Annotated in this window: 22 protein-coding genes; 5 read left to right on the top strand and 17 right to left on the bottom strand. The window is 38.7% G+C overall.

Features of this window, described 5'->3' with window-relative positions; translation table 11 throughout:
- Genes folE2 through MKX55_RS10720 form a run of 3 tightly spaced genes read left to right on the top strand, consistent with a single transcriptional unit; the run spans window position 1 to window position 1,488 of the window.
- Window positions 1-933, top strand: coding sequence for a GTP cyclohydrolase FolE2 (folE2, locus tag MKX55_RS10730; protein WP_339184813.1), 933 nt, complete (start codon window positions 1-3; stop codon window positions 931-933).
- Window positions 934-940: 7 nt separating this feature from the next.
- Window positions 941-1,192, top strand: a complete 252-nt coding sequence (gene yidD, locus MKX55_RS10725) for a membrane protein insertion efficiency factor YidD (RefSeq protein WP_339184811.1) — start codon at window positions 941-943, stop codon at window positions 1,190-1,192.
- Entirely contained in the window at window positions 1,192-1,488 is a 297-nt protein-coding gene (locus tag MKX55_RS10720; RefSeq protein WP_339238067.1) for a hypothetical protein, read from the top strand. Before yidD ends, MKX55_RS10720 begins: the two co-directional genes overlap by 1 nt.
- 875 nt (window positions 1,489-2,363) lie before the next feature.
- Here MKX55_RS10720 and MKX55_RS10715 read toward each other — a convergent pair.
- From MKX55_RS10715 to MKX55_RS10695, 5 genes are all read right to left on the bottom strand, one after another.
- Window positions 2,364-2,660 carry a hypothetical protein gene (locus MKX55_RS10715; protein WP_042533803.1) on the bottom strand — a complete coding sequence of 99 codons (297 nt, stop codon included), beginning with the start codon at window positions 2,658-2,660 and terminating at the stop codon, window positions 2,364-2,366.
- A gap of 93 nt (window positions 2,661-2,753) precedes the next feature.
- Window positions 2,754-3,176, bottom strand: a complete 423-nt coding sequence (locus MKX55_RS10710; RefSeq protein ID WP_339238064.1) for a thioesterase family protein — start codon at window positions 3,174-3,176, stop codon at window positions 2,754-2,756.
- A gap of 28 nt (window positions 3,177-3,204) precedes the next feature.
- On the bottom strand, window positions 3,205-3,804 hold the full coding sequence (locus MKX55_RS10705) for a TlpA disulfide reductase family protein (RefSeq protein ID WP_339184803.1): 600 nt from the start codon (window positions 3,802-3,804) through the stop codon (window positions 3,205-3,207).
- A gap of 156 nt (window positions 3,805-3,960) precedes the next feature.
- On the bottom strand, window positions 3,961-6,672 hold the full coding sequence (acnA, locus tag MKX55_RS10700; RefSeq protein ID WP_339238062.1) for an aconitate hydratase AcnA: 2,712 nt from the start codon (window positions 6,670-6,672) through the stop codon (window positions 3,961-3,963).
- A gap of 286 nt (window positions 6,673-6,958) precedes the next feature.
- Window positions 6,959-8,065 carry an ATP-binding protein gene (locus MKX55_RS10695; protein ID WP_339238060.1) on the bottom strand — a complete coding sequence of 369 codons (1,107 nt, stop codon included), beginning with the start codon at window positions 8,063-8,065 and terminating at the stop codon, window positions 6,959-6,961.
- 412 nt (window positions 8,066-8,477) lie between these two features.
- Between MKX55_RS10695 and MKX55_RS10690 the strand changes: the two genes are divergently transcribed.
- Window positions 8,478-8,951 carry a DUF2621 family protein gene (locus MKX55_RS10690; RefSeq protein WP_339184798.1) on the top strand — a complete coding sequence of 158 codons (474 nt, stop codon included), beginning with the start codon at window positions 8,478-8,480 and terminating at the stop codon, window positions 8,949-8,951.
- 30 nt (window positions 8,952-8,981) lie between these two features.
- Here MKX55_RS10690 and MKX55_RS10685 read toward each other — a convergent pair whose 3' ends face one another.
- The 6 genes from MKX55_RS10685 to MKX55_RS10660 all read right to left on the bottom strand — a co-directional run bounded on the left by MKX55_RS10685 (window position 8,982) and on the right by MKX55_RS10660 (window position 14,476).
- On the bottom strand, window positions 8,982-9,449 hold the full coding sequence (locus MKX55_RS10685) for a cytochrome c biogenesis protein CcdC (RefSeq protein ID WP_193062057.1): 468 nt from the start codon (window positions 9,447-9,449) through the stop codon (window positions 8,982-8,984).
- A gap of 121 nt (window positions 9,450-9,570) precedes the next feature.
- On the bottom strand, window positions 9,571-10,275 hold the full coding sequence (locus tag MKX55_RS10680; protein WP_339184793.1) for a cytochrome c biogenesis protein CcdA: 705 nt from the start codon (window positions 10,273-10,275) through the stop codon (window positions 9,571-9,573).
- A 463-nt stretch (window positions 10,276-10,738) separates the two neighbouring features.
- Complete coding sequence (locus MKX55_RS10675) at window positions 10,739-11,491, bottom strand: (S)-benzoin forming benzil reductase (protein ID WP_339238057.1); 753 nt, start codon at window positions 11,489-11,491, stop codon at window positions 10,739-10,741.
- A gap of 200 nt (window positions 11,492-11,691) precedes the next feature.
- Window positions 11,692-13,053, bottom strand: a complete 1,362-nt coding sequence (locus MKX55_RS10670) for a dipeptidase (RefSeq protein ID WP_339184789.1) — start codon at window positions 13,051-13,053, stop codon at window positions 11,692-11,694.
- A 149-nt stretch (window positions 13,054-13,202) separates the two neighbouring features.
- Window positions 13,203-13,664 (bottom strand): S-ribosylhomocysteine lyase, encoded by a 462-nt coding sequence (locus tag MKX55_RS10665; protein ID WP_339184787.1) that lies wholly within the window; start codon window positions 13,662-13,664, stop codon window positions 13,203-13,205.
- 233 nt (window positions 13,665-13,897) lie between these two features.
- Window positions 13,898-14,476, bottom strand: coding sequence for a YhcN/YlaJ family sporulation lipoprotein (locus tag MKX55_RS10660; RefSeq protein WP_339238055.1), 579 nt, complete (start codon window positions 14,474-14,476; stop codon window positions 13,898-13,900).
- Window positions 14,477-14,670: 194 nt separating this feature from the next.
- Here MKX55_RS10660 and MKX55_RS10655 point away from each other — a divergent pair, with 194 nt between their 5' ends.
- Window positions 14,671-14,910: a YhdB family protein gene (locus tag MKX55_RS10655; protein WP_042533781.1), complete on the top strand. Its 240-nt coding sequence runs from the start codon at window positions 14,671-14,673 to the stop codon at window positions 14,908-14,910.
- 173 nt (window positions 14,911-15,083) lie between these two features.
- Here MKX55_RS10655 and MKX55_RS10650 read toward each other — a convergent pair whose 3' ends face one another.
- From MKX55_RS10650 to MKX55_RS10625, 6 genes are all read right to left on the bottom strand, one after another.
- Window positions 15,084-15,938 (bottom strand): anti-sigma factor domain-containing protein, encoded by an 855-nt coding sequence (locus tag MKX55_RS10650; protein ID WP_339238053.1) that lies wholly within the window; start codon window positions 15,936-15,938, stop codon window positions 15,084-15,086.
- Window positions 15,935-16,675 (bottom strand): RNA polymerase sigma factor SigI, encoded by a 741-nt coding sequence (gene sigI, locus MKX55_RS10645; RefSeq protein WP_339238497.1) that lies wholly within the window; start codon window positions 16,673-16,675, stop codon window positions 15,935-15,937. Before sigI ends, MKX55_RS10650 begins: the two co-directional genes overlap by 4 nt.
- 1,565 nt (window positions 16,676-18,240) lie before the next feature.
- Window positions 18,241-18,960, bottom strand: a complete 720-nt coding sequence (locus MKX55_RS10640) for a PRC-barrel domain-containing protein (RefSeq protein WP_339238051.1) — start codon at window positions 18,958-18,960, stop codon at window positions 18,241-18,243.
- Between the two features lie 179 nt (window positions 18,961-19,139).
- Entirely contained in the window at window positions 19,140-19,955 is an 816-nt protein-coding gene (locus MKX55_RS10635; protein ID WP_339238049.1) for a serine protease, read from the bottom strand.
- A gap of 146 nt (window positions 19,956-20,101) precedes the next feature.
- A complete protein-coding gene (locus tag MKX55_RS10630; protein ID WP_339238047.1) occupies window positions 20,102-22,126 on the bottom strand; it encodes an ABC transporter ATP-binding protein in 2,025 nt (674 codons plus the stop codon).
- A 12-nt stretch (window positions 22,127-22,138) separates the two neighbouring features.
- Complete coding sequence (locus tag MKX55_RS10625) at window positions 22,139-23,872, bottom strand: ABC transporter ATP-binding protein (RefSeq protein ID WP_339238045.1); 1,734 nt, start codon at window positions 23,870-23,872, stop codon at window positions 22,139-22,141.
- Between the last annotated feature and the right edge of the window lie 193 nt (window positions 23,873-24,065).

The following is a 24,065-nucleotide window of genomic DNA, read 5'->3' as shown; positions in this document are numbered from 1 at the left end:
ATGCATCAATTAAACACGATTCCATTAAAAAAACTTCCTTCAAAGGAAGAAAGACATAAATTATTTGGTTCTGTTCCTCCTGGCGAGAAGAAAAAACCGACTGAAAAAAATGAAATGGCTGACCTGCAAAATGTAAAACGTGATTTTCTTTTTGATTTGGATGTTGTCGGTGTTTCAAATGTAAAATACCCTGTCCGCGTTTTAAGCGGACAAGCACCATTTGAGCAAACCACTGTCGGCACGTTCACCTTTTCATCCAGCATCCCTGCGAATAGCAAAGGAACGAATATGAGCCGTTTTATGGAGCTGTTAGAGCAATATCATCAAGGCGGATTTACCGTTTCTATTGATGAATTAAAACAGTTCGCAAAAGATCTGGCCGTGAAATTGGAACAAACAGATGCGACGGTTTCTGTCAGCTTCCCCTGGTTCTATGAGCGGAAAGCGCCGCAAACCTATGCTGCTGGTTTAAACCATGCAGAAGCAGCTGTTTCCGTACGTTACTCCAAATACGAGGATTATCAAATCAGTGTTTCTTTAAACGTACAAATAACAACATTATGCCCATGCTCCAAAGAAATCAGTGAATACAGCGCTCATAACCAGCGCGGTAATGTAACAGTGGAAACCGAACTGGAGCCAAGCTTTTCTAATACAGATGGGGATTGGAAGGGCATTTTGTTAGAAGCTGCAGAAAGCAATGCAAGTGCCAGACTCCACCCTATCCTGAAAAGACCGGATGAAAAAATGGTGACAGAAGCAGCTTATGAAAACCCCCGATTTGTAGAGGATATGGTCCGCTTGATTGCTGCCGACCTTTACGAGCTGCCGGCAGTAATGAAGTTTCATGTAGCATGCCGTAATGAAGAATCAATTCATATGCATGATGCGATTGCTTCTGTTACCTATGATAAACGTAACAGACAAGGGTAACTGTCCAATGAAATATATTTTTATTGGACTGATTCGTTTTTACCAGCTTGCTATCAGCCCTTTTACACCAGCAACCTGTCGTTTCTATCCAACCTGTTCAGCTTATGCATTGGAAGCATTTCAGCGTTTTGGATTTTTTAAAGGTGGAATATTAACTATAAAGCGAATAAGTAAATGTCATCCATTTCACCCAGGCGGCGTAGATTACGTTCCGGAAAAAAGGGAAAAGAAAAAACAGCAGGAAAAGGGAGAGATATAATGGAAATCACCGTATCAGAACAAGCAGCAAAATGGTATAAAGAGGAATTAGATTTACAAAACGAAAAGAATATACGATTCTTCCCGAGATATGGCGGAGTCGGCGGCAGAATTGCCGGTTTTTCCCTCGGTATCAAAGCAGAAGCACCTGAAAACGAATCTGCTTCCACATCAGTAGAAGGGATCCATTTCTTTATCGAAGAATCAGACGATTGGTATTTTGAAGGTGCAGACTTATCTGTTTCTTATGACGAGACACAAAAAGAACCAAAAATTGAATATCCTGAGAAAAACTGATTGTAAAAATGATATGCTAAAAACGCAGGCGAAGACATAAGTCCGCCTGCGTTTTTTAATTATCTCAACTTTCGCACCTAAGAATAAGCAAATATATCTTGCTATTCCAGGGTAAGCATGTTCTCCATTACCATACTTGCATTTTGGTTAAATATCCGGCTTTTTTGGAATTGGTGATGGTGCATAGCTCCGCTCCGGCCAACCACTCCGCTTTCCATGGGGACGGCTTCAGCTAACTTAAAAAGAGAACCGCTTTTCAAGTGGATCTTCAGCTCGCCCTGCGATGCACAAATGTTTTCGATGGGGCGAGTAATCGCAGTCCCAGGACGTGCAAGTGCAGGCGTTGTGACAGGAGTCACGGGTTTAGCCTGTAAACCACTTAGGAGTCTCCGTGGTTGGCCTGCGCTCTGATAGGATTCTACAGCGAATGAAAGAAACAAGATTTTAATAAGATGAAGGAAATAGCAGCTTTCGTCTGAACACCCCAATCATGGTAGCATGGATATGAAATACAAGGAATCGCTTTTATGCACAGAAAGTAATCTTGGCGGAACATTTTACCATACAGCATAAAAAATATGTTCTATCTGGAATATCTGTTTGGTGAGTTGTTTTTCACATATAGAATATCTTACTAGCGGAGGCGGACCGTTTTGACTCCTAAGGGATCAGCACCATCTGAAGATCCACTTTTGCCAAGTGCCCTTCTTGGCAAAAGTTAGCTGAAGAGCGTGCCCCTAGGAAAGCAAAACGGTCCGCCGCAGCGGTGATATACACTTCACCTTCTATTCTTTATCAAGGGTGTTAGCGAAGGAACAATCAACTCCTGTTTCTATGGAAATGAAGTTATTATTTAATGTGCGAAAGTTGAATAATTATTTAAACCGCTCTAATTGTTCCAGCCGGTTTTCTGATTTTAAAATTTTCCACTGGTATTCCCCGAATAAATCAAAATGGGGATATTTGGGCTTTAAATCAATCCAGGATTCATCCAACTGATATTTTCTACCCCATTCTTTCAACTTTTCCAAATCACTGCAACCCACTTTGGTTACTGTATTACAGCCTGGAAAACGGTCATCCAGCCAATAATGAGTAATAAAATCAATCTTTCCGGCACGGACATTCCGCTTCCACTCGTTTAACTCTTCTCTTTTTAATCCAAAAGCCATTCCTATTCCTCTTTCTTTAGAAAACTTGGTTGTCACCAAGCCTTTAGGTGACAACCTTAGTTACACTTATGCAGTAAGAAAGTTTATACTTTCTTAACTGCCAAGCTGGTTTTGATATGCTGCATGCCAATCAGGAAATTTTCTTCGAATAGACAGCGGCCGAAACGTATCTTTATCAACAATCGTATGGGTCGTCGTACCAGTGACAGCTAAATCTCCAGATCCATTCAAAATTTCATAACGGTAAACCGTACGCAAGCCGTCATAAGCATCAAGCCACGTTCTTACAACAGGTTTTTCACCATAACGAATTGCGTTTTTATATGAAATCTGAGCATCAATCACTGGAGAAACCACATTTTGCTGTTCCATTCCTTGATGGTAGTTAAGCCCCAAGGCTTCTACAAACTTTGTACGTCCGATTTCAAACCAAACAAGATAGTTTGCATGGTAGATGACACCCATCTGGTCAGTTTCTTGGTATCTTACTTCTATTGGTGTTTCTGTAACTAACAAACTTTCTTCCTCCTTGCTTCTCTTTCAATCAATCCATTCCTTGAACCATTTCTTCCATAAATTCATAGTCCATCGGCCCGATTCTTCTAGGCTGTTGTATATTTCCGTCCGTACCTATAAAATATGTCGTCGGTGCGGCATAGACAACATACGGCTCCGTTAACGTATCCTCTCTATCTAAAGGAACAGTAAAGGTATGCTCATGCTCATCGATAAAATCGCCAACATCCGAAAGCTGATTCTCATGCTTCGTCATATTGACAGCAACAACTTCAACCTCATCCTGATATTCCTCATAGAATTCCTGTATTTCAGGCATTTCTTCAATACAAGGCGGGCACCAGGAATACCAGAAGTTTAAAATCACTTTCTTTCCTTGCAAATCAGAAAGTTTGAAAGTCTCTCCTTCTAATGTCTCCAGTTCGAAATCTGGAGCTGGCTCACCAGGCTCTACTCCGGCACTTTCCGCAGGTGCAATCGCAGCTCCCTGACTGGAAGATCCATCGTCTACAAGCACCGCTTCCTCTTCTTCAGCAGCATTGTCCGCAGCTCTGTTCTGAAGCACATTTGCGATAACAATTCCAACAAGCACTAATAATAAAACAAGCGAAAATATCCGTTTATACAATTTGTATCTCCCACCATCCACATTGTTTTCCTACTTCTATCGTAAAGAGAAACTTCACTTTTGTAAAGAATACAGACCTCAATAAGAATGCATAGAAAAAGAGCCTTGCTCCATAAAAAGCAAAGACCCTTTTTCTCTTACAAAGCAGCTGGCTGCTTATGCTTTTACTTTTTCACGCAGTACCATGCGAAGGATACCGCCATGACGATAGTAATCAATTTCTACATCACTGTCGAAACGGGCAACTGCTTTAAATGAAGTTACTTTTCCAGCTTCATCTGTTGCAGTTACATTCACTAAATCACCTGGTTTAACAGACTCATCTACTTCTACAGAAAACGTTTCTTTACCAGTTAATCCTAAGCTTTCCGCGCTGTCGCCTTTTTCAAATTGAAGCGGCAATACACCCATCATAACAAGGTTAGAACGGTGAATACGCTCGAAGCTTTCAGCAATTACTGTTTTGATTCCTAACAGGTTGGTACCTTTGGCAGCCCAGTCACGGGATGATCCCATTCCATAATCTTTTCCGCCGATAACTACAAGACCCGTTCCGTCCTGCTGATATTTCATAGCAGCATCATAGATTGCCATGACTTCGCCAGTTGGCCAGTAAGTTGTATAACCACCCTCTGTGCCAGGAGCCAGCAGGTTACGGATACGAATATTAGCAAATGTACCACGCATCATGATTTCATGGTTACCGCGGCGAGAACCGTAAGAGTTAAAGTTTCTTGGTGAAACTCCTTTCTCTTGCAAGAATTTACCTGCCGGCATGTCTTTTGCGATAGCACCTGCTGGTGAAATATGGTCTGTTGTTACAGAATCGCCAAACAATCCGATAGCACGTAATCCGCTAAGCGGCTCAACAGTTCCAGCTTCCGGCGTCAACCCTTCAAAGAATGGAGGGTTTTGGATGTAAGTAGAATCCTCATCCCATTCAAATAAAGGCTCATCTGTCGTATCGATTTCATTCCACTTCTCGTTAGATTGGAATACATTTTCATACTCTTTGCGGAAAATTTCAGGTGTAACTACTTTTTCCACTTCTTCTTTAATTTCAGTAAGTGATGGCCAGATATCATTCATGTAAACATCGTTACCATCTTTATCTTTACCGATTGCTTCTTTTACAAGGTCGATATCTGTTGTTCCAGCAAGCGCATATGCTACAACAAGCGGTGGAGATGCAAGGTAGTTTGCTTTTACCAGCGGATGGATACGACCTTCAAAGTTACGATTACCAGATAATACAGAAGATGCGATTAAATCATTCGCTGCAATCGCTTCTTCAATCTCTTCACGTAAAGGACCGGAGTTACCGATACACGTTGTACATCCATAACCTACAAGGTTAAAGCCCAGTTTATCTAAATATGTTTGTAAACCGGCGTCCTCTAAGTAGCGGGTTACCACTTTTGAACCTGGTGCCAAGGAAGTTTTTACGTATTCAGGAACTTCCAAGCCTTTTTCGACAGCTTTTTTAGCAACCAGACCTGCACCTAACATAACGTATGGGTTAGATGTGTTTGTACAAGATGTAATTGCTGCAATAGCAAGACTTCCTGTCTTCATAACAGAAGTTTTTCCATTTGGATGATTGATTTCAACTTCTTTATCAAATTCAGATTTATCTAATCCAAACCCTTGGTTACCCTCTTTTGCAGTAATTGCTTTATTAAATTCTTTCTTCATGTCAGAAAGCGCGATTAAATCTTGCGGACGTTTTGGTCCGGAAAGATTCGGCTCTAATTCGGACAAATTAATTTCAATTACTTTTGTGTATTCCGGATCAGCACCATCTGCGTCATACCATAAATCATTTTCTTTACAGTATTTTTCAACAACGCTGATTAATTCATCACTGCGTCCAGTCAGCTTCATGTAATCAAGTGTTTCCTGATCAACCGGGAAGAACCCGCAAGTAGCGCCATATTCTGGAGCCATATTTGAAATTGTAGCACGGTCAGCCAATGGCATATCCTTTAGCCCAGGTCCAAAGTACTCTACAAATTTCCCAACTACACTTTGTTCACGCAGCACCTGCGTTACCTTTAACGCCAGATCCGTCGCGGTTGTTCCATTCGGGAAGGAACCAGTAAATTTGACCCCGATAACTTCCGGTGCAGGGAAGTAAGAAGGCTGTCCTAACATGCCTGCTTCTGCTTCGATTCCGCCAACGCCCCAGCCAAGGATACCCAGGCCGTTGATCATTGTTGTATGGGAGTCAGTACCTACAAGTGTATCAGGGAATGTTTCGTAAGTTCCGTCTTCATTTTCTCGCGCATGTACAACGTCAGCCAGATACTCCAGGTTAACCTGGTGAACGATACCAGTTGCCGGCGGAACTGCACGGTAGTTATTAAACGCTTTTTGTGCCCAGTTCAAGAACTGATAACGCTCTGCATTACGTTCGAATTCCAATTCCATATTGGCACGCAGCGCATCTGGAGTTCCATATTGGTCAACCTGTACAGAGTGGTCAATAACCAAATCTACTGGAACTTCCGGATTGATTTTATCCGGCTCTCCTCCAAGATCAACCGTTGCTTTACGAAGGGACGCAAGATCAACGACTGCAGGCACTCCTGTAAAGTCTTGAAGAATAACACGGGAAGGCTTGAATGGAACATCTGCCCCAGTTGCTTTATCCGTTCCCCAATGTGCTAATGATTCAACATGCTCATTTTTGATTTGATGACCGTCTTGTTGTCTTAATAATGATTCTAAAAGAACACGGACAGAAAAAGGCAAACGATCTACTTTACCTAGCCCCGCTTCTTCCAGCGTCTTTAAACGGTAATAGTTGTACGTCTTACCGTTTAATTCGAACTGCTTTTTTGCATTGTACGCATTTGTGTTCGACATATTGTGTTACCCCTTTCATTTCCTCTCCTTCTCGCCAATAAATGAGAAGGTATTACTTTTTTTAATCCATACTGCTATTCAACTAAATAGAGCCTTCAATATATATAATATAGGAATCTAGCAAATAAAACAAATAATTATTGTTAAATAGTAGATAGTAAAAAGTTATGCCAAAAGATAAGTATTACTTATCTAATTGCTGAATTATTAATAGTGAAAATAATAGCTGCCTGCAAAAAAGATAGAAATTCTGCGAAATTACAATTATTCTTTCTGATAAAACGCATTAATCAGCTTTTGAAAAAATAATTTCAAATGTGCTTCCTTTATGTTCATTATTGTACATATGAAAATCTGCATCATGATTATGGAGGATTTTCTTGGTTATCAGCAACCCGAGCCCTGTACCCGATGTCTTTGTCGTAAAAAATGGCTCTCCAAGCCGATGTAAAATATCTTCAGATAATCCGCAGCCTTCGTCAATAACAGATATAATTATTTTTTGATCTGCCTCTTTCGCCTCTACAATTATTTTCCCAGGCTGCTCCATAGCTTCAATCGCATTTTTAATCAGGTTAATTAAAACTTGTTTAATCTGAGAACGATCGCAAAGAACGGATGCATTTGTACTGCTTTGCAGCTGAATTTGAATATCCTTTTGATTTGCCTGGGACTGTAATAATAATTCCACGTCCTGCATCATTTTTGTAACACTTTCTTTAGAACGGTTATCTGTTAAAGGCTTTGAAATAAATAACAATTCCGATGTGATTGACTCAATTTTCTCCACCTCTTCAATCATCACATGAAAGTATTCTTCTTTATGCTGTGCGCCAGCCTGAAGCAATTGCAGGAATCCTTTTAGTGAAGTCAGCGGATTGCGTATTTCATGAACTAAGCTTGCTGCCAGCTGTCCAGCTACATTCATCTTCTCTGAACGTATCATGATATCATCCAGTCTCATATCTTTTGTTTTTCTTTCTAAATAAAGTAAAAACTTTTTTTCGACATCGATATCTTCAAAAACATCATTTAACTCACATGAGAAAGATAAATTCTCCCCTTCTTTGGTCGGAATATCTATTAAAAGCTTTTTATGCTTTATTTTGTTGCCAACGAGTGCTTGTGAAATAATTTTTGAATCTATTTTAACCGGGAAATCACCCAGCTTTTTCCCGACTGCTTCTTTTGGCTCATAGCCAAGAATCTCATAAACGGAATCACTTATATATTCTATTTCACTATCTGTATTAATCACGATCACTATTCCTTCTGTTTTTTTACTCAGCCAAGAAATAATGGCCGCTGAAAGCGTTGCATCGGGGTGTAAATTATGACGACTTTCAGAACTTTGCAAGTCATTGGGGTTCTTATTTTTGTGGTTTTTATCCATACCCATGCTCCTTTCAGAAGTTATTAAAAAGTATAATTTCATTCCATTGGGATTTTGCTGCGTTCCTAGCGGAATAAAACGCTAGATTACTCACTCATAAAAAACGATTTTCATTGAACCAATCGAGTTTATACCGGCAATTAGTCCCTGGTTACCCTTTCTACATAATTTTTCGTTTTTTGAAGCGAGTGGTTTACTGCCAGTTTAACTGCGATAAATAATATGTATGATTATGACGAAACAATTATGATTACTTGTGTATATTTCTTAATAACTTTATAATGTACAAGTGAGGAATAATAACAAAGGTTAAATTAATGTTACTACAATTTTCTAAAAAAATAAATTGATAGTTGATAATAAATTAGCAATATTCGTAATTTTTTTATGTAAAATTAAGGTGAGGTGTACGATGATATCACTGTTTATTATCCTGTGGGGATGTTTATTAATTGGTCTGATGGCAATCGGTGGGTATTTTATGTTTCGAAAGTTTTTAAAGCGGCTCCCTAAAGAGGATGGGCGTTCCATTATGGATTGGGAGGAATATTATTTCGAAAAAACATTACATAAATGGTCTCAAGCAGAAAAAGATTTCCTGGAAGAGCTGGTTTCTCCTGTTCCCGAACTATTCAGAGATGTCGCCAGACAAAGAATTGCCAGTAAAATTGGAGAACTTTCTATTCAAAAGGACGAGGAAAGCATTAAACGCTCTACATTGATTGAAGGGTATATTTTAGCGACCCCCAAAAGAGACCATAAATTTCTGCGAAAAAAGCTAAAAGAAAAAAATATCGATATCGCACCCTATGAGCCTTTCTTCCAACAATCCAAAGAGGATTATCAGGAAAATTGGGAAGAAAAATACAAGCAGAAAAGATCTTAGTTCAGCGAAAAAGAAGCAAAGTGCAGAAATTTACGCACTTTGCTTCTTTGTTAATTGTACATATTGATAAAGCATGGCTATTCTCCAGGTACCAATCATCCCAAACGCCAGCAAAAAGAACATTCCTGAAGTTTCGCCAACAGAGATGCTTGTACCAATAATCAGTTTTATTATAATTCGGATAACTAATAATCCAATTAAAATGACCGGAAACATTTTTGACGGCTTGACATATATTTCTCCGTCCGAGAATTCTAATTTTGATGTTTTAATTAAAAAGATAGAAAATATTATTCCGACAGTCAGTGCTTCTGCAACTTGAAGCCAGCTTATCTGAAACATGGGGAACAAGAACATCAGTGCCCCCGTACTCATAAAAAATGGCGGTAATATAATCTTTTTTACAGATGCCGGTTTTCTAGAAGCGCGCATACGCACAAATATCATCACAATCGCCATAAATGCAAAAACAGCAGTAGTTGCAATTGCTAAATACATACATAACAACTCTTTTCTTTATACGCTGAAAAAATATCGGCCAAAACGATTCAGGCCGATATTTTTCATCGTTCCATAAAAATAATGTCGTAACCTTGATTTTGAATCATATTATTTCATTTTAAAATCCGGTAAACCCAAATAAATTTGCTAAAAATGCAGTAACCTTCGTCATCCAGTCAAAGAATAATGCGATTCCCATTAAAACCATTACCCAGCCGCCAATTTTCACCATTTTTTTACTGTGTTTCCGAAACCATTTCAATTTACCAATAAAGAAAGCAAGTAATAAGAATGGAATGGAAAAACCTAAAATATAGCTAATCATCATAACAAGTCCAAGATTAGGATTGGTTGCAGCTAATGAGAATACTACCATTAAAATTGGACCGGTACATGGTGTCCAGCCTAAAGAAAACGCCATTCCAATAAGAAAAGAACCAAAAAAACCTGCTGGACGATTTTTAAAATGAATTTTACGATCCTTCATAAGAAATTCGAAATTCAATACACCCACAATGACCAAGCCGAAAAAGATAATTAAAATTGCGCCAATCTGTCTGATGGTATCCTGATAGGTCATTAAAAATTCGGAAACATATGTCGTTGTAAACCCAATCATCACAAAAATACTTGAAAATCCGATTAGAAAACAGGCCGTATGTAATATTGCTTTTCGATCAAGCCGTTTATTATCCTGATTTATTTCATCCATGCTCATCCCGGTAATATAAGAAAGAAACACCGGATACAGCGGAAGAACACAAGGCGAAATAAATGAAAGAAACCCAGCTGCAAAAGCCAAGAAAACATTAATTTCTTCCATATGAAGCCCCCCTTACTCAATCATTTCTATTCTAACAGAGAAATAAAAAAATAAAAGTCAAATTTATGACAATATCTATACATTTTTATGAAAGGGGCTTTCAAATAATGCAGGTATTTCTCCCCGTTTAAATCAAAAAACACCGGCTTCAGCATTCTGGTGAATTCTTTCGTGACGAGTAATTGCAGCGATGCTCTCAGGTTAGTGTGACCGCTGCGACGGGTTATGGTGAGGCGGGTGAAGAGAATGCCCCCAGGCAGACTAACGTCCTGGGTTTGCGATTACTCGTCCCATCGAAAACATTTGTACGTCGGAAAGGAAAACGGTCTGCCACAGCGGTGCTTTACACTTCACCTTCTATTCTTTGTCAAGAGAGTTATCGAAGGAACAATCAACTCCTTTTTCTATGGAAATGAAGTTACTTTTCAATGTAAAAAAGTTGAGTAAAAATAAACTGAATGGGTTAAATATACTCTCGCACATCATAAATTTTTCCGTTTTCAACATTTTCGTCATCCATTAAGATGTCGATTAAAACGCCGCCGATGATGTCTGTTCCTCTTAACAGATTATTCTCTTTCAAGGCACGGAAGCTGTCCACGTCTTTAAATGCTTCCTGTGAACTGGAACGGATCGTCTCTTGCATTTCTGTATCCATTACACCCGGGCTAAATGCAATAACAGCATGCTCTGTTCCTTCCTGTTCTATTGCTGCCACTTGCGTATACATATTTATACTGGCTTTTGTAGAACAATATACGCTCCATCCATACTTCGGTTTTTCTGCTGCTCCCGAAGTTACCACTGCTGCCAGAAGCTGGACATGATGTTCTGAAGCTTTTTTCAAAAAATGATTCGTTAAGGTCATTGGTGCAACTGTATTGATTTGAACCTGTTTCATCAAATCATCCATCTCGATATTTTCGGCACGATCAATTGGATCAACTAAACCTGCGTTATTAATTAAGTATACTTTAGATAACGTTTCGTGAAACAGTATTTCATCCACGCTTTTACATGCTTTTTGTAGAGAGGCCTGCTCAGATAAATCACATGCTATGAAATGATAAGTCGCATTATTTTGTTTCGCATAGTCATATAACTTGGTATTATCTGACCTCGAAATTCCTATCACATTTATTCCGGACTCTAAGAATAGCTTAGCAACGGATGCTCCCAGCCCTTTGGAAGCCCCTGTAATGATTGCAGTCTCCATAAATTCTGCTCCTCTCTATTTCTAATTATTATTCTATTCCCCATTTTTCTATATTTTGCACATGAAATTTTTGTCGTTTTGCCTTATAAGACTGGAAGCGGTGATCCTCCCGAAAATAAAAAAGATCCCCTCTCAACAAGGTCGTACGCATTGAAAGCAGATCTTTTTTTCATCCTTCTATTAACTATTTCGTTTTCAAGTTAAAGTTCATTCCAATAATAAGCTAATGTTTCCATCCCTTTTTCAAAGCTGTCTACCGGAAAGCTTTCATTTGGAGAATGTAACCGGTCTTCTGGGGTACCAAAACCTAACAGAACAATTGGATATTGATAAGCCGCCTCCAACCATTCAACAACTGGAATGGATCCTCCCATTCTCAGGAAAACCGTTTCTTTTCCAAAAGCCTTGCTATAACTTTTGGCAGCCTTTTTTATCAAAGGATGATCTGGCTCTACTTTATAAGCTTTCGCAGAGAGCTTTTCTTTTTCAACATGAACGTGCACACCCGACGGTGCAAACTTTTGGACATGATTCACTAATTTTTCTTGAATATCCTGCGGGTCCTGCCCGGGAACCAAACGGCATGTAATCTTAGCAGTTGCTGTAGATGGAATAATTGTCTTTGTCCCATCTCCCTGGTAACCGCCAAATAGTCCATTCACTTCCAATGTCGGTCTGCCCATTGTATGTTCTTTTGCTGTATATCCTTTTTCCGATACAGTTTCCGGAATATTTGTTGCTTTTACAAAATCTTCTCCCGGCGCTTTTTTCATCAGTTCTCTCTCTGCTGATGACAAGTCCTCAACATCATCATAAAATCCGTCTATTGTAATAACTTCTTTCTCGTCCTTCATTGATGCCAACAAATGACTCATTGCCATTAATGGATTTCGGACTGCACCACCGTACATTCCAGAGTGAAGATCATGATCTGGACCGGTTAATGTAATTTCAATTCCTGTAAATCCTTTCAATCCATATAAAATCGTCGGCTGATTTTTCTCTGCCATCCCGGAATCCGAAATTACGGCAAAGTCAGCTTGGAATTGTTCTTTTTTATCCTGCAGGAGCTCGTAAAGATTTTCACTGCCTATCTCTTCTTCTCCTTCGATACAAACTTTTACATTCATCGGCAGTTTTCCTTCTGTTTTTAAAAAAGCTTCAAAAACGGCAAGATGCATAAAAGTTTGTCCTTTATCATCACTTGATCCGCGGGCGTAGATTCTTCCATCGCGTACTTCTGCCTGGAAGGGTTCACTGTCCCATAAATCAATTGGATCCACCGGCTGTACATCATAATGACCATAAAGCAAAACAGTCGGTGCTTCCGGCCCTGCTTCTGTATATTCTGCAAAAACGAGCGGATGACCTTTTGTTTCCATTTTCTCTACATTTTCAAAGCCCAATTCATTTAAGTATCCTGTTAAAAAGTCAGCCGCACGCTGTACATCTTCTTTATGCGCCGGGTCCGTGCTGACACTTGGAATTGCTAAAAAATCATATAGCTTTTGTAATAAAGCTTCCTGATTTTCTTTCAGATAAGCAATTGCTTTTTCGCTCATTATTTCTATTCCTCCTTCAGCATTTTAAATATTAACCTTTTCACTGTGTCAAAAGCTTTCCACTAAACGTGTTATCTTTTCCAAGCACGCATAATTCGGCAGCCGCATAACAAATATCACCTGTTAAGCAACTGCCATTTTTTTCTTAATTAAAATACTTCATGCCATGCATCTTTATGCTTCAGCATTTCCTCCGCTATTTCCTTAGCACCCTCTAAGCTGTGATTAGCCGCCCAGCCGCACTGTACTTCATTACATGCCGGAACTTCTGTTGCTTCTAAAACATCCGTCAGTGTTTTTTCCAGCATGTCAAGAACTTCATCGTAATTATCATGATTTATTAAAGAAAGATAAAAACCGGTCTGGCATCCCATCGGACCGATATCTAATACGGCATCTGAATGATTACGAATATTTTCAGCCATTAAATGCTCTATGGAATGTAATCCGTCCATTTCCATATGTGCTTGGTTCGGCTGGGTAAAACGAATATCATATTTATGGACTTTGTCTCCATGCGCTCCTTCTGTTATACCTACGAGCCGTACATAAGGAGCCTTCACTTTTGTATGATCTAAATTAAAACTCTCCACATTCATTTTTTGGGTCATATTGTCCTTCATCCCTTCTCTATTCTATCCTTTAGCAGGAACTGTATCTTTTTCCATCATACATGAAAAAAACGTGTAAGAAAAGGGTAGAGCGCTGATGTATACCAGCTGATACATCCTTCTATGCCAGATTCCGATTAAAAAAATCCAATCCCGCAGTTTATATAGCTAACGGAATTGGATTTGTACCATATTATATGGTTGAAAAAGCGCGAATCATAAGATGCATGATATTATTTTGCATCTGGGAAAACGCGGTCAATCATGCCGCCAATTTGATCAAAGAAGCCTTCAACTGGATTTCCATTGTCCATATCATTGACATATCTGTCAGCTAAATCCAAGAAATCCGGATTAGATGTTACATATACGTTATCAATGGATGAGTCAACAGAACGTACAATATCTGCAATTCGATCTTTTACATCATCTGTAATCTCCATACTGCTTTCATTATTTTCTTGGTTATTTCTGTTTCCTTCATTATCAATATCCAAGTTGGCTCCTACATAAGCGTTGTTTCTGGTTGTTAATACATAAGCATGATCAATTTCGTCCATTTCATCCGTTATTTTCTCAGCTGCCTCTTTGGACACATTATATTCTGCGTCTGTATTACGGTCAGAAACTCTGTCTATCGTATGGTCACGATTACGGTCTCTTGCATTATCATCGATATGCTGACCTTGATATCGAGTCGGCTCCACATTTCCATCCGAGTTATTCGGATTGGTATCGTCGTTATTCGTATTTTGACAAGCAACTAAGACCATCATAAGAACGGTTAATACCGCAAATAAGCGTAATTTCATTTTCATTCCTCCTTACCTATTTGCCTCTTATTATGGTTAGGCAGATAAGGATTTATGCATATGAAAAACGTTAATTTATGGAAAGCAGACCATGAAAGTAGCGGTGATATTTAAGAAATAATGGAGAAGCTATGGAAGAAGCCTTTCACCAATAAGATTGTTTACCGGAATTCCTTCTTGATAAAGGAGTGAAAATGTTGATACCTGATTATGATAAAGCTTTATATTACACCATATGGGGACAGTGGGACAATTTATTCATATTAATGTCACGGACTAATGATGATTTACTCGCTAAAAAAATTGAGCATTTTCTGTATGCCTACCATCATTCTTCCAGTCAAAAATATGTCGATCAATCACATGATACACTGCTTTATTATTTAGAGCATGCCCTTCAATTCAGCAGTCCATGGATGTATGAATTTGAATAATTTACCGCAGTGTAACCAGCTGTAGTTTCACTTTACCGTGCTGAAGAAGCAGATGCCGGTTAAAACTGGAATTCCATCTGCTTTTTACAGCTTTAGCCGATATTCAAGTGTCTGCTTGAAGACAACTGTTCACGAGCCCGGCGAAATTTTAATCACGTTAGTACTTCATTGGTCTATAATGATTCATCCTGGCCACTGTCTTCATCATCAGAAACATCATCTGTTAACTCATTATCCTTTGGTTTTAATGGCGTTTTTTCTTGTTTTATAGAACGGTTAATATCAGACTCTTGTTCACCATAAAAAAAATTAATAATTGCACGATCATCTGCGTCTGTCATATCAAAATGCGTCCGTTCTATATCTACATTACGATTTGCCAATTCTGTAGCCATTACTTCGTTCATTGATTTATTTTCATTTTTTGCTACTTCTCTCATCTCTTCTGGAATAATCAACGTTGCAACATCCCAATCAGGCAAGGTTTCTATGTAAGGATTAATTTGCGAAATGAGTTCTCTCGGGTTCCCGTTTTGATTTTCACAGCTCACTCCTACAATCATTGTTTTTTGCTCTGTCAGCCCTCTGTTTTCACTTTCATCAACAATATGCGTTAATACAGAATGGATAGGCTTGTCTTGAATACTGTTGATTTCTTCCAGCAGCTTATCTGCAGAGCTATTCAATGCATTGACGTCTGTAACCATTAATTCATCATTCAATTCTAATTCAATACTGGGATTTATATCAATGGCAACATAAGCATGCGTTTCTGTATCACCCATTCCGTAAAAAAGCGGATATCCAAAAATCAACAGCATCAAAAGTACAACGGCTGATAATCTTACTGCGATAGGAGTCTTATCCCAATACCTTCTCCACCTGGGCCTTCCAGATACAGGTTGAAAAATAACTTCATCCCCTCGTTCCGCATGCTCTGTTAGTATAATTCCCTTCTCAAAACTGCCATCCTTCGTAAGCAAAATGGCGTATTTGCGATGGATTTCCATCACAATTCCTTTTTTCATTTTTCCACATCCTTGAGGTAATCCTTAAGGTAGTCCTTAAGATAAGCATATTCACTGCTCAGCACAATAAAAATAGCTAAAATAAACTTGCGATTCCGTTCTAATGTTTTTTTACTTACTTCAACTTTCATTAATAACTTTTTAATTGGGAGCTTTTTTTTACGATAAACATACTCACTTAACTGGTTATCCTGATATAAAATATAAGCTACCTGTACAGCAGATTCCCGGGCGTCCCGATGCTTGGGGGAAGCATTTGTCAATTCTTCCAGTGTAAGCCGATATGATTTTAGCTTCTCCTTGAATAAAATAATTTCTTCCCGTCTTTTGCTGTTCTCTGCTTCCATTTGGTGTTTTTCTTTTGCAGCAGCAATAACAAGCGGATTTTCCATTTGCTCCTCTTCATTTATTTCATCTAAAGACAGCAGATTCGGACGTTTTTGATGATAGCGGATGTAATCAATCACTTTTCTTTTCACAACAAGCTTTGCAAAAGATAGAAATGAACTGCCTTTATCTGGTTCATAAGAAAATATAGCATCATTAAATGCCATTAATCCGACACTGAATTCATCATCTTTTTTAGGATCAATGTACCGCTTGCAAACCTCTGATACACATTTAGCAATAAATGGCTTGTACGTATGAAGCAGCTCATTTTGCAGTACAATATCTCCTTGTTGGATTGCTTCAATTTTTTCTTCAATAGGGGTGTCTGTTAATTGATTGGTCATCATCATTTGTCAGCTCCCCCTAACACTATATCATTCGTTATTATTTTTATTTTTCCGGGTTTTAAATTTATATTCATCAAATATTTCTTTTTATTTATTATTTTCATATCAAATAATCTCCATTTTTATCATTCTTATTAGTTATTGCGGCATCATCGCCCATACCCTTTCTCCTCAAAGTTCAAAAGGATAGCAAATCTGATTTAAGGAGAGATGATGGACAATCATTTCCTAAACCGCTTCTCGTAGGTGAGGATATTCTCCACACGTATCAAAATTTATTTATCTAATCCGTTTTATTTTTCGTAGCAATAAAATCTAGTTTATTGGTTAAATATATACAGGTCATTCTAGCCTGTACATATAATACTACCCTATATCCAAAACGGTTACTATCACAAATGAATAACATTTCATTTAAATTAATATGACGAAAATCCATATTTTTGTAAAACATCCTCGAAAAATGTTGGAATTTGTAATGAAATCTTTAAATAAGAAATAAATATGCAAAAATTAAAAAGTATTTTTCCTTTGTCTGTGACGAAAAAGGAGAAATGCTGGGATTTGGATATGATGAAATTCAAAAGAATTGGTTATCAAGCATTCGTTACTCAAATGTTAAATAATCTAAATTTCTTTATCAAAAACGCAGAGGAATATAATGGGAAACAATTCGGTATCATTTGCTTCTTTTATTCTTCTTTTCATATATTTTTATTGAAATATATGAAATTATTGAAACAGACAATACAGCCATTCCGATTACAAGCGTAAAATTTTTTAAAGTGAATATAGGGGAATTATTACTCTGATAATTAATATAGAATACGATTGTTAAGAATGTAAACAGTACTATATTTCTAATAAAATATCTTTTCAGGGATTTTATCGTAGGTGTCATAATCTTCATCCTCTTTAACTTCTTTATCCTGATATGTTCCCGTTTACATAAAGGGCCAGAGAACCATAATACTCGGAGGGTAATTGTGAAAAGAAAGATTATCAAGTCAATCTTGTGTAGTGCTTAATTCTAATACTTTGCTTATTCTAATGATAAAGGTGAAAGAAAAATAATAAGAAGATATTCAGCTTCAAGCTGTAACCTGTGATGCAGATAAATCTATTGCTAATATTGGTTATATTGAAATTGCTCAGCTTGAAGAAACGCCGGGGCAAAGAAGACAATCAAGGGGACTAGTATACTCCAGTCACTTATTTGCACCTTTTATATAGAAGCTTTTGGGTTACTTAATATTATTAAACATTAAGCCGTAAAAGCAACACACAACTAAAAAACGTACAGAAATCTTACCATTTGTGCTATTTTATTTCGAAAAATTTAATCTTCATCTCTTCTTTTAACATTTTGGTAAGTAAACCAGCATCCCAAAAGAACAAAGAAAAGCAAAACGAAGCTATCTATCAAGGCAGAGAAGCCCACAGTCCATCTTAAAGTTACTGCTATCACTATAAAAGTCAAAGAAAGGATAATCTGTTTTAATTTAAAATTCACCGGGGCCACTCCCCTATCTTATGAATCAGCATCTTGCATTGCATGAATCCACTTAGGAATGATTTAAGTGATGAAATACTTCTTCTTTATCTTTAAATGGTGTTACCTGCTCTAAACCTTCCACAGAATCATCCAGATACAAATCTTTTTCAAACCAATCTACCGACGTCACCTGATCTGTCCGATATAAATATAGGTTATTTTCTACATAGCTTTCGTTGCTGTTTACTACAAGATATTGTATCTTTCCTTCTTCTGTTAAAATAATATTATCGACGAGTCCAATTTTACCGTCTGTTGCATGTGCTTTAAATTCCATAAACTCCTCTATGCTTCTCAGGTTATCACTTGCATTTTCAGGTGCAGCTAAATCCGGTTCCGGCGGCACACTGGTATTCTCCAGCTGTCCGTTTCCAGTTGTTACCGGACCGTGATCAGAATCTAACACCGCATTTTCCTTATAGCTGTTCCACCCGAAATAATCTAATACCACTTCTTGATAAGAAGAAACGAAATCTTTATCTTCAGGCACCTCAGGGCTTTCGCGAATCGTTTCCTTATCTCTGTCTACCTTGAGATAACCTTCCTCCAGATTAATTTCTTCCTGTACATGGAAAGGAAGTAGAACTTTCTTGCCTGGAAGCCATTTTCTTGTATCGACCACAATAAATCGCAGCTCCCAATCATCATTGAAATATAAATCTTTTACCTTTCCTATTTCTCCATCTGTTGCATGAATAGTTAAATTCGTTAAGGTTGAACCAAGAAACATGACAACACCTCCAAAAAAGATTTTTATCCCGTAAACCGCCCGTAAACCCCGCTCTAACGCCTCTAATATAAAGAATGAAAATGCATTATACAGACGAAAGATCAGGCGGGCTGAATCCCTGAATCATTTTATTATCTAATACCCTTTCAGCAAGGTGTTAAACAAATCTATTATAATTGTTAATTATTTGTAAAATAACTTATCGGCACATAAAGACCGACCCGGCCATGCTCTTCATGATTTAACGTTGCGAAAATAACACCAATGACATTGCCCTCCTGATTCATAACAGGACTGCCGCTATTCCCCCGGTAAACGGGCGCACGGATCATCATGACTTCCTTTTCCCAGCCAGAAAGCTGCAGCGGACCTAATATCGTGCCCTCATTGGCAATTCCGTTAAAAAATAAAGGGTTGCCTATAAAACGGATGTCGTCTTCATACTCGACGGGTGCTGTTTCATCTAATGTCAAATAAGGAAGATTATTTCCCTCAACTTCTACAACCGCTAAATCTATCTCCGGCATTTCTTCCACTACTTCTCCTTGAAATAAACCTTCTTCCGGAAAAGCAACCGTTATCGTCTGCTCATCCTCAATCACATGATAATTTGTTAAAATCGCCCCATCATCGGAGACAGCAAAGCCCGTGCCTCTTCCATCATTTGTTTCAATAACCACGACAGCTTCCTTGGATGCAGCTACCTGTTCCTCCTGTGATAACCGGCTGGACGCTTGAAGGAAATCTACAGCAGGAACCGAAATTACTCTCGGAAATAAGGAAAGTACATAAAACGTCATCGCAAAGGCTATCAGGATGGCTAATACTTTCGGAAAACGACGCTTTGGTTTAGGCTCTTCTTCTGCGCGGGCTCTTTCCAATGCTTCCACTTTCGCTTGCATAACCAGTTCCTGCATTTCTTCCTCATCTATGTCTTCTATTAGATCCTCGTCCATATGCTTTTTAAGCTTATCCTTTTCGTCTTGTTCTTTCAACGTCCAGCCTCCTTTCGCAGCTTAATGAATCACTTTCATCTTATTTTAATAGAAGGAGCTCTGCTTTTCTATTAAAACAGCGTATCTCCCCTGTAATACAGGCGAAGATACGCTTCCTTCTTCCGTGTATTAATCAATTATTATACTTAAACACTCACCTTCAAAGAACCTTGCTGCATTTGATACATTTGATAATACGATCCACGTTCCGCAATCAAAGTATCATGATTCCCCTGCTCGATAAGGCTTCCTTTATCCAGGACAATAATTTGATCAGCCTGCTGGATGGTAGACAGCCGGTGAGCGATAACAAGTGTCGTTCTTCCTTGCTTCAGTACCTCCAGTGCATGCTGAATCAGCAGCTCTGTTTCCGTATCGATATTTGCTGTAGCTTCATCTAAGATAAGAATCGATGGGTCAAAGGCAAGTGCCCGTGCAAAGGAAATTAATTGCCGTTCTCCTAATGAATAGGTAGATCCGTTTTCCGTCACTTCTTCATCATAACCGTTTGGAAGCTTTTCAATGAACCGGTCTGCCCCGACTGCTTTCAAGGCAGCAATCGCTGTTTCTCTCGTTATTTTTTCATCCTGCATCGTGACATTGCTCAAAATCGTACCCGAGAATAGAAATGGATCTTGAAGCACGATTCCCATATGACTGCGAACCTGCTGTCTGGACAAGGATAATGTATCCATCCCATCGATGGTAATCCTTCCTATTTGCGGATCATAAAAACGAAATAGTAAATTCATAATCGAGCTTTTCCCAGATCCTGTGTGTCCTACAAAAGCAGTGGTCTGGCCCGCACCTACGTTAAAGGAAATATCTTTTAAGATATATTCGTCCTTTTGATAAGCAAAGGATACATGGTCAAAGGAAATCGTTCCTCTGTATTTATCGATTGCCCGTTTATCCGTTTCTTCCGCAGGCTGGTCTAACAGCTCAAATACACGGCTGCCCGCTACTCTTGCCTGTTCAATTAATGGAAGCTGATTCACGATATCTGTTACTGGCTCAAACAATCGGTTAATATAGTCGACAAAAGCATACAGGACGCCAATCGATATCAAACTCGTCATATCAAAAGAAGAAGCTCCAAAATACCAGATAAAACCGACAAAGGTAACATTACGAAATACTGTTACTAAATTATAAGAGGTTAGCGCGCTTAAGCGGATTAATTTCTTTTGGAATGTATAATTGCGATGATTTAATTCTTCAAAATCCGCTTTCATCGCTTTTTCTCTGTTGAAAGCTTGAATAATCGGCATACCTTGAATCGCTTCGTTGATGTTACCGTTAATTTGACTAATCGTTTTCCGGATCACCTGATTATATTTACCGCCAAAATACTTATAAAAACGCATCCAGCCATATAATAATGGAATCACAAGCAAGCAAAGTGCTGCGAGCTGCGGGTCCAAAATAAATAAGGCGATAAAGATTCCAGCCATATAAACCAGGCTGGCAACTACGATTGACAGGACGCGCTCATATAAATCACGAATTGCTTCCGTATCATTGGTGATTCTTGCAACAATGGTTCCCGCCGGCTGATCGATATAATAATTAATCGGCAGCCGCTCCGTATGCGCAAATAAATCTGTCCGCATCCGCTTGACAATCTGATTTGCAGACTTTTGTAATAAAAATGTTTGATAAAATTGAAAAACACCTGCAATAATCAATAAAACCATATATAATACCAGCAAACCGATGATTGGCGTTTTCTCCGGCTCGAAGAACGGATACGCTTCTTGGACAGATAATCGCTCCCCTTCCGCTCGAACGATATCATTATTCGAGATAATCGTCAGCTCTCCATTATTCATCTCCCGTTCTCCTGTCAGAGGAAGCTCACCTTCAAAAACATAATAAGAAATACCGATTTGTAATAAGGTGTAGGTAGCCCCTGTGGGAGTATCTTCATTTTCCACGCGGTCCGATCGTTTTAACAGCTGTTCGTGATAAGGAGCTGTTGTATCATCTGCTGTTTCTACAGCTTCCCAATATCCTTCGACACCGAGAATATGATTATCAATGACCCGTTTAGCAATCAATGGCCCTGCTAATTCCAAAGCAACTGCTATCATTAAACAGACAAGACCTAAAATAATCCCTTTTTTATATTTTAAGGCGTATTGAAATAACCGCCTTTCCGTACTCTTCATCTTTCCACCTCCCTAGTCTCCCATCTGCTGCTGAACATATTGCTTGTAATACCATCCTTTTTCCTTCATCAATTGCTCATGAGTGCCCTCTTCTGCTATTTCGCCATCCTCCAAAACGATGATATGGTCTGCATGCGTTACTGCAGAGAGGCGGTGTGCTGCTATAAATGTTGTTTTATTTTTTCGTTCCTCTTTCAGATGAGCAATAATAGCTGCCTCTGTTTTACCGTCAACTGCTGATAGCGAATCATCTAAAATAAGAATCTCTGGATTTTTAATAAAGGCACGTGCCAAAGCCACACGCTGCTTTTGACCTCCGGATAATGTAATTCCGCTTTCACCGACCTGAGTGTCTAACCCTTCAGGCAGCTGCAAAATATCACTTGCGAAATACGCCAGCTCAAGCGATCGGAAAATTTCTTCATCGGTCGCAGCCTCTTTACCAAACTGGATATTTTCACGGATAGTTTTGGAGAACATCATTTGATCCTGAGGAACATATCCTATCCATTCCCGAAGCTGCTTTAACGGGAGACTTTCTATTTCCTCTCCAGAAATCACTATCTTTCCTTGTACATCCGGATACTGTCTCAGCAATAATTTAAACAGTGTTGTTTTCCCTGCTCCTGTTTTCCCGACAACTCCAATAGTATCTCCAACCCGCACCTTTAAAGAAACTGCTTTTAAAGCCTTCTCTGCCGTATTTGGATAGGCAAAGGATACGTTATGAAAATGAAGCTCTTTCACTGCTTCAACTTTCTTCAGCTCCCTGACATCCCGCACATCCGGCGGGTAGGATAATGTCTTGTTTACCCGGTCTAAGGAGGCATTTCCCCGCTGAAGGATATTAATTAGCTCTCCTACTGCGAACATCGGCCAAATCAGCATCCCAAGGTAGACATTAAAAGTTACTAAATCTCCTAAAGTTAATCTGTTTTCAAAGACAAGCATTGCTCCATAGCCAATTCCGATTGTATAAGACAAGCCGACCAGAATTTTCATTGTCGGTTCAAATAATGCATCGATTTGAGCGACTTCCATATTTTTGTCATACACATCTTTTGTCATATTCTCAAACCGTGTTTTTTCCTGTTCTTCCTGGACAAAGGCACGAATTGCACGAACGCCGCGAATGGATTCTAAAACACTGTTATTCATTTCCCCAAAAGCATCCTGTGCTTTGGTAAAACGACGATGTATCGCGCTTCCGTAAAAATTCATCATAACAGCCATAATGGGTAATGGAAGCAAAGCTGCAAAAGTCAGCGGCCAGCTGATGGTCAGCCCCATTACCGCAATAATCATCAGCATAAATATACTGGAATCAACCAATGTCAGGACACCAAAACCAGCTGTCAGACTGATTGCTTTTAAATCATTGGTCGATCTTGCCATTAAATCTCCTGTACGGTATTTCCCAAAAAACGTTGGAGACATCGATAAAAAATGATCCATCAGCTTGCTCCGCATCCATCGTTCTAAAATAACCGCTCCGCCAAAAAGTGTATAATCCCATAAAAATGAAATAATATAATGGACAGTCAGCAGTACAATGTAACCTGTAATAACTGCCGTCAGAATTTGTACCGTTAATGTTTCAAATTGGATATGGTCGATAATATATCCGACTAATTTCGGAGGAATCAATCCAACTGCACTTGCCAAAATTAAAGCGATAATAGCGAATGTATATCGTTTCCAGTAATGCGCAAAGAACCAGCTTAGTTTCTTAAATACGGCAAACATCCTTTCACCTGCTTTCTATACCAAATTTTGCATTCTAAATTCATTTTCTATTGAAACCCTCCCCGTAAAACGACCTGTAAGTTTCCGCCCCGATTCAATCATTAAGAAAGCACGTCAATTCTACATAGCGAACGGCAGCCAGATCGCATCTCCTTATTCACACCCCATTCTCTGGTTAAAAAATGCATCAAAA

It is taken from the genome of Oceanobacillus sp. FSL W7-1281 (assembly GCF_037969835.1).
GTDB lineage: Bacteria > Bacillota > Bacilli > Bacillales > Amphibacillaceae > Oceanobacillus > Oceanobacillus oncorhynchi.
This window is presented reverse-complemented; position numbering and strand designations above follow the sequence as displayed.